The sequence below is a fragment of the Cohnella panacarvi Gsoil 349 genome (assembly GCF_000515335.1).
In the GTDB taxonomy this organism is placed as follows: Bacteria; Bacillota; Bacilli; order Paenibacillales; family Paenibacillaceae; genus Cohnella; species Cohnella panacarvi.
This window is the reverse complement of the sequence record NZ_KI911563.1, coordinates 3,415,412-3,428,467: the sequence shown is the minus strand read 5'-3', so window position 1 is coordinate 3,428,467 and position 13,056 is coordinate 3,415,412. Positions and strand designations below refer to the sequence as shown.

At 44.3% G+C, this 13,056-nt stretch carries 10 protein-coding genes; 3 read left to right on the top strand and 7 right to left on the bottom strand.

Annotated features, from left to right (window positions below):
- Window positions 1-15: 15 nt before the first annotated feature.
- From COHPA_RS0116445 to COHPA_RS0116435, 3 genes are read left to right on the top strand one after another with little or no spacing between them, the layout of a single operon-like run.
- Window positions 16-2,412, top strand: coding sequence for a PEP/pyruvate-binding domain-containing protein (locus tag COHPA_RS0116445; RefSeq protein WP_027087259.1), 2,397 nt, complete (start codon window positions 16-18; stop codon window positions 2,410-2,412).
- Window positions 2,409-3,068 carry a gamma-glutamyl-gamma-aminobutyrate hydrolase family protein gene (locus tag COHPA_RS0116440; protein WP_027087258.1) on the top strand — a complete coding sequence of 220 codons (660 nt, stop codon included), beginning with the start codon at window positions 2,409-2,411 and terminating at the stop codon, window positions 3,066-3,068. Before COHPA_RS0116445 ends, COHPA_RS0116440 begins: the two co-directional genes overlap by 4 nt.
- Before the next feature lie 12 nt (window positions 3,069-3,080).
- Entirely contained in the window at window positions 3,081-3,839 is a 759-nt protein-coding gene (locus tag COHPA_RS0116435) for a phosphocholine cytidylyltransferase family protein (protein WP_027087257.1), read from the top strand.
- 81 nt (window positions 3,840-3,920) lie between these two features.
- Here the strand turns inward: COHPA_RS0116435 and ltrA are convergent, their stop codons facing one another.
- The 7 genes from ltrA to COHPA_RS0116400 form a co-directional block, all read right to left on the bottom strand.
- Complete coding sequence (gene ltrA, locus COHPA_RS0116430) at window positions 3,921-5,312, bottom strand: group II intron reverse transcriptase/maturase (RefSeq protein WP_027087256.1); 1,392 nt, start codon at window positions 5,310-5,312, stop codon at window positions 3,921-3,923.
- A gap of 465 nt (window positions 5,313-5,777) precedes the next feature.
- Entirely contained in the window at window positions 5,778-7,247 is a 1,470-nt protein-coding gene (locus tag COHPA_RS0116425) for a hypothetical protein (protein WP_027087255.1), read from the bottom strand.
- Between the two features lie 10 nt (window positions 7,248-7,257).
- A complete protein-coding gene (locus COHPA_RS23670; protein WP_027087254.1) occupies window positions 7,258-8,472 on the bottom strand; it encodes a class I SAM-dependent methyltransferase in 1,215 nt (404 codons plus the stop codon).
- 26 nt (window positions 8,473-8,498) lie between these two features.
- Window positions 8,499-9,428 (bottom strand): CatB-related O-acetyltransferase, encoded by a 930-nt coding sequence (locus tag COHPA_RS26270; RefSeq protein WP_027087253.1) that lies wholly within the window; start codon window positions 9,426-9,428, stop codon window positions 8,499-8,501.
- Complete coding sequence (locus tag COHPA_RS24555; protein ID WP_084760764.1) at window positions 9,425-10,768, bottom strand: glycosyltransferase; 1,344 nt, start codon at window positions 10,766-10,768, stop codon at window positions 9,425-9,427. Before COHPA_RS24555 ends, COHPA_RS26270 begins: the two co-directional genes overlap by 4 nt.
- 12 nt (window positions 10,769-10,780) lie before the next feature.
- Entirely contained in the window at window positions 10,781-11,875 is a 1,095-nt protein-coding gene (locus COHPA_RS0116405) for a glycosyltransferase family 2 protein (protein WP_027087251.1), read from the bottom strand.
- Window positions 11,865-13,046: a glycosyltransferase gene (locus tag COHPA_RS0116400; RefSeq protein WP_027087250.1), complete on the bottom strand. Its 1,182-nt coding sequence runs from the start codon at window positions 13,044-13,046 to the stop codon at window positions 11,865-11,867. The genes COHPA_RS0116405 and COHPA_RS0116400 overlap by 11 nt, the downstream gene beginning before the upstream one ends.
- Window positions 13,047-13,056: the final 10 nt, after the last annotated feature.

Below are 13,056 nucleotides of genomic sequence, written 5' to 3'. Positions count from 1 at the left end.
GGGAGGCAACTTGCCATGACCTCTTTTACGTTCAAAACAAAAGCGCAAAATTTAGTTCAGCTTCGGCCGATAATCAATAAATCAAATATATTACAAGCCGTATACTTTACTGTTAGCCAGTGGGAGCAGAACCACTCCTACTGGATTGAACATGTCATCGCAAAATTTGAAGTCTCGTTGCTGGCGATAAGAAGCAGTTCTTTATGCGAAGATTCTTTCGAATCATCTCTGGCTGGGCAATTCGAAAGCATATTAAACGTCGAACCTCGCCCATCAGACATAAAACTTGCCATTAATGCGGTAGTTGCTTCCTATAAAGAATTTACAACGGATTATCAGGATTTTGAAATTCTCGTACAGCCCATGTTGCCTGATGTAAAGTGCAGCGGCGTTCTGTTCACTCGAACATTGGAGACGTTCGCCCCCTATTATGTCATTAATTACGACGATGTTTCATCATTAACGGATTCTGTAACGAGCGGGGCTTACAACACTCAGAAGCATGTTCTCGTGTACAAGCATGCCTCCCCCAAGAACCAATGGTGGAGTAACTTAATTGAAGCCGTACGTGAGCTCGAGTCTGTTTGCAACTGCGATTCGCTTGATATTGAATTCGCATTGAATTCGAACGATGAAGTCTTTATCTTTCAAGTTCGCCCTCTTGTATCGAATGTAATACGGCATCATGGCTTGATGGATCAAAAAACAAAAAAACAAATTTCAGAGATCCAGGCGTTCGCTGAATATAGAAGGCAGCGCAAACCAGGGATGTTCGGAGAACACACGATTTTAGGACAGATGCCGGATTGGAATCCCGCGGAGATTATCGGCACTCGTCCCAAACCGTTGGCATACTCGCTTTATAATCATGTCATAATGGATTCGGCATGGCGGAAGGGTCGCTCTGTACTAGGGTATCAAACTCCCGAATCCTATGGTTTAATGGTGCAAATTGCGGGCCGGCCTTATGTAGACGTCCGGTCGAGCTTCAATTCATTATTGCCTATGGGCTTATCTCCCGAATTATCGGAAAAACTTGTTAACTATTATATACAGAGGCTATTCGAGCACCCTCACTACCATGACAAAGTAGAGTTCTTTATCGTCCATTCCTGTTTGGATTTCAAGTTTTCTGAAGTAGAAGCACTTCTCAAGCAGCACGGCTTCTTCAACGAAGAAATTCATGCACTGCGTTCCTGTCTTCTGCAATTGACCCAGAACCTGATTGACGATAGCGATAAGTTAATAAATGGTTTACTGGAACAAGTCGATTACCTTCAAACTAGACGTAGGGCCTGGGAAACAGCGGATGCTCTTCCCACGACGTTGCTCACGGCCATCGATGTATTACTGAAGGATAGTATGGTTTATGGCACGGTTCCCTTTGCTTCGATAGCTCGGTGCGCGTTCATCGGCACTCAAATTTTACGCTCGCTGGTCAGTACAGGCGTACTGTCGGAAGATGAGCTGCATCAATTTCTAATTTCGATAGAAACCGTCGCAAGTGAGTATACAATGGATATGCACTCGTACTCCAAGGGGGAATTATCCTTAGAGGAGATGTGCCGCAGATATGGTCATCTCCGGCCGGGCACTTATGATATTACGGCACCTAGATATGACGAGCGTCCAGAAATCTACTTTTCCGCATCGGCAACCGAGATCCGGAAGGAACAACAATCCCGCTCGTTCCAATTCAGAGCCGAGCAGTTGAGTGCTATACAGTCTCTTCTCTCTTCCGAAGGCTTTAATGTTTCCGTGCATAAATTGCTAGATTTCATATCTAGAAGTATTATGCTGCGGGAGAAAATTAAGTTCGAGTTTACTAAAAACATTAGCCTTGCTTTAAAATATATCGGTGAATTTGGGAAGTATCATGGCTTTACCGTTGACGAGATGGCCTTCCTTCCGATTGAACATTTGCTTCGGTGGGAGCAGGAACCGTTGTCGGACAGCTTTGTGGATCAGTGTAGATACTTGATAGACGAACAAAAATTTATTTATACGGGACATGCTCAATTAGTCGTTCCCGATCTAATCATGAATACCGAAGACCTTGAAGTCATTCGAATGATTCAGTCGAATCCCAACTTTAGCTCAAGCCGCCGAATCGTAGCCGAATCGGTATTGCTCCAACACTCCGTTGCTTCGAACGATTTAGATCTGAAAGGAAAAATAGTCATGATCGAAAACGCTGATCCTGGATACGATTGGTTGTTTTCTCGTCAAATCGCCGGTCTCATCACGAAATATGGGGGGGTTGCCTCGCATATGGCTGTACGTTGCTCGGAGTTCGGAATACCTGCAGCGATCGGTTGCGGGGAATGGTTGTTTAAGGAACTTCAAAGAAGCGTGTATATCGACTTGAATTGTCAAGAAAAACGAGTACGTCCATGTGAGGCCGCATTATGATCGCAGTAATAACTCAACGAGTGATCCAGGATCCGTTATATGGGGAGATTCGCGACGCATTAAGCCATGAATGGTATAGCTTCCTGAAAGCTGCCGGATTCGATCTTGTCATTCCGATTCCTAATACGGGTAAGTCCGTATCTGATTGGATCAAGCACGTTAAGCCGGATTTAATCGTACTCTCCGGGGGCAATAATGTCGAATATGGCCAACTTCATTCGGAAACCTCTTCACCATTAAGTAAGATCAGAGACGAGTCAGAAGCTGCTCTGCTGGAAGTTGCATGCTCTGGACAGATACCGGTCTTGGGAGTCTGTCGAGGCATGCAATTTATTTACGCCTATTTCGGCGGTCAGTTGTTACGAAAAAGCGGGCATGTCGCAGCCTCGCATGAGATCAAACTTAATCTCCCTAATGATGCAGATCCAATGGAGTGGAAAAGCAATGTCGTGAATTCCTATCACAACTACTGCATCGGCAGTCATCTCCCCGAATGTCTGCAACCCATTGGTTATCATGTCGGGGATCATACCATAGAAGCTTTCGTTCATCGGGATTACCCCATGCTGGGCGTCATGTGGCATCCTGAGCGCAATAAGCCGTATTCGAAATTGGATATTGAATTGATTCATACGATCCTTCGTTTTCCTAAATAAGGAGGGCCTATCATGAAGGCTATCATATTAGCAGCCGGTCAAGGCAAGAGGTTACGACCGCTGACCGCAGATCGCCCTAAAGCCATGGTTGAGCTGCATGGTCAAACGCTTCTCGATCGACAAATAGCACGGTTTCACAAGTATGGAATTTATGACGTCACCGTGGTGACCGGATATTGCGGTGAATCGGTCAAGAGTAACTACTCCTTTAATGTTAAAAGCAATGAAAGTTATGCATCCACGAACATGGCATACTCTCTCTTTTGCGCCAGGGATCAATTGCTCGGCGGAGACGATGTTATTATTTCGTATGGGGACATCCTATATGATGATCAGGTGTTAGAAACGCTACTATCTAGTCCTCGCGATATCGCGATAGCAGTCGATATGGAATGGAAAAGATACTACTCAGAACGTTTCGCAAATCCATTCGAAGACGCGGAGAGTCTCATCTATGACAAGGAATATCGATTGATCAGTATTGGAAAAAGTAATCCCCATCCCGACGAAGTAATGGCACAGTACATCGGTCTACTCAAATTTTCCGGAGACGGGTGCAAATTTTTACTGTCCACGCACGAGAAAGCCCGCGATTCAACTGATTTGATTGGCTGGGGAAGGGCTTTCCCTAATGCTTATATGACCGATCTGGTACAAGAATTGATTAACAGAGATATACCGGTTCATGCCGTGCCGATTCGAAGAGGTTGGTATGAAATAGATAGCTTATCCGACTATGAAGTTGTAAACAGATCTATAATCCTTAATTAATAATCGAGTAGATGGGGGCGGCTAGCCCCCGACCTCTCACACCACCGTACATGCGGGTCCGCATACGGCGGTTCCTAAAAGTTAACGAGTTTCAAGATAACGAGTTGTCAGACTTAACAGCCCTTGGTCACTCCAGTAGGAGTGATTAAGGGCGTTGTTTATGTTTCGGGACATTTCCCAGCATCCGCGGCGAGCGTTTGCCATCATTCTTGCCGCCCACTCCGGTACACCTAGGGCACGTAAGTTTCGGAGCCTGGATTTAGGTAGTTTCCACTGCTTCCATAGGCACATGCGTAGTCTTCGGCGAATCCATTCGTCGAGTCGTTCGCAGTGCGTCTTTACGGATGCTAGCCGGAAGTAGCCTATCCAACCCATCAGGTAGCGATTTAATTCTTGCAGCCTCTTCTCCATCGAGACGCCTCGCGTACGCGAGGTTATCTCCCTGACGCGTTCCTTTAGTTGTTCCAGTTTCTTCGGCGCGATTCGAATCGTCGCGACTTTGTTGCTGAGAAAGCTGAATCCAAGGAACTTGCGGTTCCATGGGCGGTCTACCGCACTCTTGTCCCGATTCACTCTTAGTCTGAGCCTCTCCTCTACAAAGCGAATGACCGACGCCATTACGCGTTCACCTGCACGCTTGCTTCGGACAAAGATGTTGCAGTCGTCCGCATAACGCACAAACTTCAAGCCGCGTTCCGTTAACTCTTTGTCCAGATCGTCCAACAGGATGTTAGCTAAAAGCGGGCTGAGCGGACCGCCTTGCGGCGTTCCTTCCAGCGTCTCCTGCTTTGTCCCGTCGACCATGACTCCGGCATTGAGGTAGGAACGAATCAGCTTCAAGACACGCTTGTCCGCGACTTTTCGTGCTACCCTTGCCATGAGGATGTCGTGGTTCACTCTGTCAAAGAACTTCTCCAAATCTATGTCTACGACCCAGCGATTTCCTTCTTGAATGTAGGACTGCGCTTGTTTTACTGCGTCATGGGCACGTTTCCTTGGGCGGAATCCAAAGCTGTTCGGTGAGAATAACGGGTCGAAAATCGGTGTCATTACTTGCATGAGGGCTTGTTGGATCAAGCGGTCCATTACGGTTGGGATACCTAACAGCCGCACCCCGCCTCCGGGTTTGGGGATTTCCACCCGTTTGACTGGCATCGGTCTGTACGTACCCAATTGGAGCTGCGCTTTCACGGTTTCCCAGCATTCCCATACGTGTGCTTGTAGCTCGGCTACCGTCACGTTGTCTATGCCGGGCGCTCCTCCGTTTTGTTTCACTCGCTTGTAGGCTTCTCGGAGATTTCCCTCCTCGAGCATTTGATCCAGCAAGTCGTGCTTTCCTTCGCGAGAAGAAAGGTCGGTTTGTGCCGACGAAGAACTCGGCGCTCCGGCATACCCTTGCGGTTTCACCGCTACCCTTTGCCGCGAGCTCCCTTGCGGGATATTCTGCTGTCGTTGTTCTTCGCGCGAACGCATCGATTTCTTNTCTCCTTTAGGTTCAGCCCTTCCGGTGTTGTTGCAACAACACCGTACTATGGCTTCTGCTGACTCCTGCGGATTCAGCGCGACTTCTCAGCCACGGTTACGCAAATACTTCGCATATTCCACAGGTCTCCCCAGATAAGAACGTCATCTTTCCGCCCGCGCTCGCCCAAGTTTACGGCTGCAGCCTTTGGCAGCTTAGGATTTCGTCATGTGATGGTGACTCATCCGACTGCAACCGCCTCAAATTGGATTCGTGTACCTCGAGCCGTGCGTTTGCCTCCAGCTTCCTTCGGATTCCGCCTCGCGGCGGACACCCTTGCTCTTGGCTATGGTAGGCGCTTGCCAGCCCCCATTCCGGACTTTCACCGTAGAGATGACGCCCATGCTGGGCGTACATCAAAAAAGACAAAGGATATCCTCGGATATTCTTTGTCTTTTTTTGTTTGCAAGCCGTGACTATTTCACTTGTTGGGCAACGCATTCTTTAATCGTTTGATATACTTTTTGTCCGCTGGTCCCATCTATATTCGAATAAACCTTTGATGCCAGGTCTTTGCGGTTTTCAGCTAATGGATCCAACCCTTTTGCAAACTTTTTGATAATCTCGAACCATGGTTCGGACTGATCGAACGTGTAGTAAAATGCATCGGAAGGTACCAGAGAGCCTTTGGGCATATTCCCATCCCAAAAGAGCACCCTTTTCCCTGTTAAAAGATAGGAGCGTAGGAGCGAGCCATCATAAGATATTAATACATCAGCGGCCTGCAATGCAGGCAAATAGTCATCCGACTCATCTAAAATGATATGTTTATACGCCGGGTGTCCGTCATTAATTTTTTTAATTAAGTTAGAATAGTATTCGAATAAGTTAGGTGTGTACTTCATGATTGATATTTGCGTAAGCGGATGCGGGCGCCAAATGACTACGCTGTTCTCGACATATCGTGGAAAATGAAGAAAATCCGCTAATCTCTCGACTTTCCCTGGCGTTTGATCTGCGAAATATAGACACCCTGTATTTAATACATAAACCGTCTTTCCTTCGATTTTGTCTTTCCAAGCTTCGGGATAAGGAATTTGTTTATTAATAACTTTGGTCATTGCATCTAACTTGGGAGAACCGAGTACCAGCAACTTCTCCTCTGGTATTCCGTCTCGAACCGCGGCCTTCTTCAAATATTCTCCGGCCAAAATAACTTTATCTACGTTCTTAACTGAAGATAGATTATAACTGCGATCTCCCTGACTATTAGGTTGAATAAACGAGGACATATGATACGGGACATAAACCAGCATGTCGGTAAAGTTTTTCAAGTTGGAAGTAAAGTAATGTTCATGTACTCGGGTGATCGTGTTGTATTGATCGTAAATGTTATGAACGAATATAATGTCCGGTTCCTCTTGTTCCAAATTATAGTCATTATAATGAGTTATAGGTACATCAGGCGGAAACCGGTCCCCTTCGTAAGTAGGGATCGCCTCGTTTTGAGATAACTGATAATAGGGAATTGGAACAACGCGCGCCACGCAATGCTCATCCTTTGCCGCAGCTTCGTATATGGTTGCTAGGCTATCCCACATGGAAGCTTTGTAAGGTAGGAACACCACATTCAACTTCACATTAATTTCAACATTAAACATTTCTTTAAGCATTCCGATTTGCTCGGACAACGCATGAATCTTGTCCGCGTTTACTTCGACATCACCATTCCAGAATGCATTGAAAGAACCTTGTACGTTCTTAAGCAGATCGATTGTGCGAATAGGCGACTCTCTTTCTTGTTCCAAATGATATAGAATGGCATTTAACGCAGCTAAGCAATCGGAGACTGCAGTCTCAGGATCGTTAACTCGCAATAACAGTCCGTTCATTTCCGAGATAGTATCAAATAACTCTGCTATTTTTCTTTTTTTACTTAGAAACATTTCGTCACCTCTATTTTTCATTTTTTCTCAGCCATATGCTTCCACCTTGAACGGGTAAATCGTAAGGCCATTTCTCCAAAAATAGATCCATGTGCTTGTGATCCATCATATTCTGGAAGTACTGAATAGAATACGCCGAATTATTTAGCAAGAATGCTCTAAGTAAATAAAGCTCATTCCAAATCAAACCGTCCATGATCCACTTCTTGGGATATTCAAAGGGATAGAATATATCATGCAGGTGAATATATACCCCTTTTTTTAGTCGCGGCAGTATCTCAAAGAACAAATAGTTCACATCAGAGTTCACTTTGCTAACATGAGTGGAATCGATAAACAATATATCTCCGCTATCTAATTGTTCAAACACTTCCAATGGAACATCTTGCAGTCCTCTATCAATTAGGCTTATCCGATCGGTTGGTTTTAGAATCGATTTTAATAGATCAGGATATGGCTCGATAAAGGTTAATTGAACTCGATTATCCAAAAAAAATTCATTCGTATCCAGTGTAACTGCAGAGGTGTATCCTGATCCCACTTCAATCATTTTATTAGGCTTCAAAAGGCGAAGCATGCAATGCAGTCCGACTGCATCCGATGCGCTTAAGCTCGTATTTCCCAGTCGATGCCTTAACGGTGTAGAACCTAATTCAACAGAAATGTCTTCCCACTGTGGGAGCGAGGGATATAAATTAATCATTTCTCTAAGCAACGTAAGTTGTGTTTCTTCGTTCAAATCGATATCTAACACCTGTTTAGTTGGATCGAATATAGATTCGGACTTTTCCATAATCTCGTCAATATCCGGATAAAGCGAATAGAAGTGCCCGATATAGGGAAAGCGCTGATATGTATTTTCATTTTTGGATTGCGGTACAAATCTCAACAATCTTAAGACGTCAGACGAAATGACATGAGAAAACTGAAGACGCTCCAAATCCTTCATCATATCTTCTGAATGATAAGGGGATACAAATACGAGAGCGTTATCTTTATGAGAGCATAATTGCTCTATGGAGAGGCAGGGAATTCCGCGAATTAATGTTCCTTGTTTGCTCGGACTATTATCGCAGAAATAATTCACTTCGATATTTGCCGACATCAAATATTGCATTAATAACAACCCGTTTTGACCAGCTCCATAAATAACGATATAATCAGGCTTTTTGCTGTTCTCAAACCTGCTAAAGATCATATCCATTAGGGTTTTTCTTAAGTTCATTTTAATAACCTCTATTCTTGTCTTGTTTAAGAGGAATTATTTTCTTGAAAGTATTTAAAAAACAATTTGGGATTGGCAAACAACTTAGACTTGGACGCAATTTTCTCATCCGGCCATTCCCACCATCGTATCTCGTTTAAAATTGTTATTTCTTCCCGGCTAAACCGATACTTTATTACTTTAGCGGGCACTCCTGCGACAATAGCGTAATCCGGTACATCTTTAGTCACGACTGCCCCGGCCGCAACAATAGCTCCGTTCCCAATATGAACGGATGGCAATATTACTGTTTTAGCTCCGATCCACACATCGTTCCCGATTACGATTTTGCCATTCTTCGTTAATGCGTTTATATCCGCTAGGCTGTGGGTATCCAATAAGTCACTCGGTATAAACTCGCCCATATAGTCATTCGGGTGGTATAAAAACGGGTGGGTTGTAATCAAGGTTGTAGGGTGGTTAACCATCCCGATTAGCGAGTGCGTATTGATTGAGCAAAATGCTCCAACGCTCTCTAGGAGAGTATCCGGATAGCAATGTTGCTCGACTCCATAACTATACTTTCCGATTTTTACGCCATGGATAATCCGCTCTCCTCTTGCTGCTTCATTAAGTCTAGGTTTAAGGATCGAAAAGAACTCTTCGCCTTCCTTATACCCCATTTCCGACAGCTGGCGTTCAATTTCCTTGTAGTATGTACTGGCAATAAGAACAAACAATGATTCTTTCTTCTCTTCTTTTATTGCGTGCGGCGGCTGTACGGTAGTTCCCATAATTATTGAGCCATGTTTAATAGGATCGTTATCTACGAAGCAACTAGCTTCATTAGATACCATTTTTAATGCCGCGTGGGTTAACTTCCCTACTTTTCCGGAACCGAATATGATTATTTTTCGGTTTGCGATCGTTGCTTCCAACTCCATCAGTTTTTCAACGATTTTTATGAGTATCTTCAAACACCTCTTGATTCCTCATAATATTTACAAATTTCGAATATCGTTTGATTGAATTTAGGCAGTAATGCCTGCACTTCGGAAGACGAATAGTCAAGACCTTCAATGTCGTCCAATGCACTAATCCATTTAACCGGCGGTACTTTGACTAAGAGACCGTCTAGTTCACGTTTAGTCACGACATAAGGAAAACCAGTTGATTTCAATTGATTAACGATTTCGTTCGGCGTTTGTGTAGCAACAATTACAAGCGTACGTTCTTTGTCTTTCGCAAGCTCTTCCGGAGGAATGCATTCTACGTTCCCGAACTGCCGTCCCCACTTCGCAGGGTTATTATCCGAAAAGCAATTAACAAAAATCAATTTACTCCGCAACTCTTGAATCAATCGCAAACCGTATTGTCCTGCGCAAAAGATCGCCAACCTGTCTGCCTTGCCACTCGTTAGCCCTTTAATATATTTTCGAAGGTTAGAGAGTTCTTCCGACAGATTCTCAGGAACAGTTGCCGATTGCATTTTCCGATTCGCATAACGGTAGGATTCTTCCATGTTTATAGCCTTAAAAAAAATGCTCATTCTATGATAAAAATTATATGGGCTGCCGTACATAGCACTCATCTCGGCTTCGGTCAGCTCATCCATAAAGCCAATATGTATTTGATCGCGTTCGGTTTGATGCGAGGATAGCGTTTTTCCTCTTTGCGCTGCGTGCTCCCTGCCAATAACCAAGGGTTTGGGAACAAAAACGATCGTTTGATTCCTCATCATTCGAAACCAAAGGTCATAGTCTTGGGTCGTAACCAAAGCTTCATCAAAGACGCCAACGCGTTCAAAATGGCTTTTGTGAATCAGAAGCCCGCAACCATGAATCAACCCTTGCAAAACAGGGAGAACCGAATTGGTTAAATAGTCCATTGGATATGTGTTGCTGTGTATAACGTGGGTGATTGTTTTAGACGGCTCCTCCAGTAAATCGTATGCACAATGAACGAGTGCCGTCATATCTCCATTGTCACGCAACGCCTGAATTTGCCGCTCTACTTTGTCGGGGTAGTATAGATCGTCGTGCGATAACCAAGAAAAGTACTCCCCCGTCATCTCTTGGATGCCTAGGTTAAGCGCGGTAGAAACTCCCCCGTTTTCCTTAGATAAATAACGAATTTTATTCTCGTAGGATAATGCGATTTTTTCCGTGGCTCCGTTATCGTTAGAGCCATCATTGACTACAATGATCTCCAGATTGGCGTACGTCTGGGCAAGAGCGCTATCAATCGCTTCCCGTAAGTAATTCGATCCGTTATACACCGGTATGATGATAGACACTAAAGGCTCTCTCATTTCCATTCTCCTCTCATCCTATACTCTCGTATCTGGTGCCTTAACGTATATCGAACGGACAATAGGACTTTTCCCATACTTGCCGATATAATGTTTTTTCTTTTTTTTCAGCGCAAAATACAGGAGGTTTACAAGCCTCCACTTCATGAATAACGGAATGAAGACGCTATCTCCTTTTCTGAAGCGCTTATACACTTTGCCTGATCGAATTACGATTTCATTATTTACGATTGCCGATAGCCTTTGCTCAATATCCGTAAAATGTTCCGAATAAGCGACCATTCGTACGATTCCTGCAATTAATTTGTCGTAGAACAATTGCAGAAGAATGGTTTTCTGCTGCTCGTTAATTTGGCCCTCCACAATGAAATACAGCCTCTCAAAATAGATAAGCCTCAGTTCATAAAGATCCGGTGCAAATTGCGACACTGTACTTACGCGTTCCAATGGATCATAAATGTAATGGATGTAGAAAACTTGGTCGAGCACAAGTGCTTTTTTGCATTTAGAAAGATAGTCTAACGTAAAAAGCCCGTCTTCGCCCTTGGCATAAGACGAGTTGAATCGAAGTTCATTCGCCTGCATAATGTCGTTCTTAAACATCATATTACAAGAACTCCACACGATCGGTGCGACTTTGGAATCCTTGTAAGATAAAACCAATAACTCGCTTACAGCAAACAGCCGAGTTTCGGTTAGCCGGGTTTCTGCGCTAATTCCTTGCCTTTCTTGCCCAACGTTAGCAAATCCGCAAATCACGATATCGCAATCCGAATTTTCCATTTCGGTCACGAACGTTTCCGTCATATGGCTAACAATGACATCATCCGAGTCGACAAACTGTATGTAACGTCCTCGGCTAATCTCAAGCGCCTTGTTACGCGCCGCAGATACTCCGCTATTTATCTGGTGTACGACTATAACGCGAGAATCCCGGCGAGAATACTCATCGCATATTTCCCCGGACCCATCTTGCGAACCGTCATTTACCACAATCACTTCAATATTCTTGTAGGTTTGTTCCAAAACACTTTCTAAAGCTCGACCTACGAACTTCTCCGTGTTATAAACTGGGATAATTATTGAAACCAATGGTTGTTCACTATTGTTCATCACTCCCCCCCCAATGCGCAAGTTTATATTGAGCTACGCTTTTACAATCCGCAGAGACATCCTCTCCAGCATATAATTTCTCAATTACCTTAATCTGCTTTCTCAAGTCATAACCTGCCTCTTCAATGAGGCGGTCTTGCACGACACGTTCATACCCGACTGCAATCCGGCAAACCTGTTGTACCCAATTCGAAACCTCATCGTTGATAAACTCAAGGTTGGTGGTGATCTGCGCTTCTAGAGGGACGCTTTTGCTTGCCAAACATTTCAAGCCTGCAGCTTGAGCTTCGATAAGAACGAGGCCTAACCCCTCGAATCGAGACGGCAACAAAAAGACATCCATAGCCTGCAATAACTGTGGCACATCCGTTCGTTTTCCCAAGAATATCACGGATTCCGTTAACCCATAGTCTTGCACTCGTTGCCGAATTTCCGGTTCCAACTCTCCGCTGCCGACTAACATCAACCTAGCGTTAGGCATTTTCTGATAGATCTCTCGGAAAATCTCGATGAGCATGGCATGGTTTTTAGAATAGGTAAATCTCCCAATGTGCCCCATCACGAAACATCCGTCCAAATCAAGCTTTGCTCTGTATGCCGCCCTAATGTCTGGAGAAAAACTGAATTCGGAAAGATCGATTGCGTTATTAAAAATACGGATTTGATTCTTGGGAATCTGATCTCCAAACAACCAATCGGCAGCTGCTCTTGAACAAGCTAGAAAATGCGTGCCGTAATCAACCGGAATCGTATCTCTGTAATAATGATGTTTCTTTATGCTCTCGTTCCTATTTGTTTCATTTTGAATATCGATCATAGTGCTATGAGAGTGGACGATCACAATCGGCACTCCCCTCTCAATAGCCAGTTCCTCGACCAAATAACCTTTCCAATAAGACGTGTGAAGATGAATCGCATCATAGCCTTCGTCCAAGATTCGATGCATTTCCTTCTTGAACTGCTCTTCATCTTCTTCCGAGGAACAAGACAAGTAATGGATTTTGCAACCCTGGGCGGTTACCTCATCGGCGAAATCCAACGACTTACTTCTCGTCGCAAAATCGAACCGAAACCGACTTTGATCGATGAATCTCCAATTCTGAAGTACGTACTGAGAGACTCCGCTGCCTGAATTCGTTAGTGGCATATGCAGTATTTTGATTTTCTTCATAACGGACCTC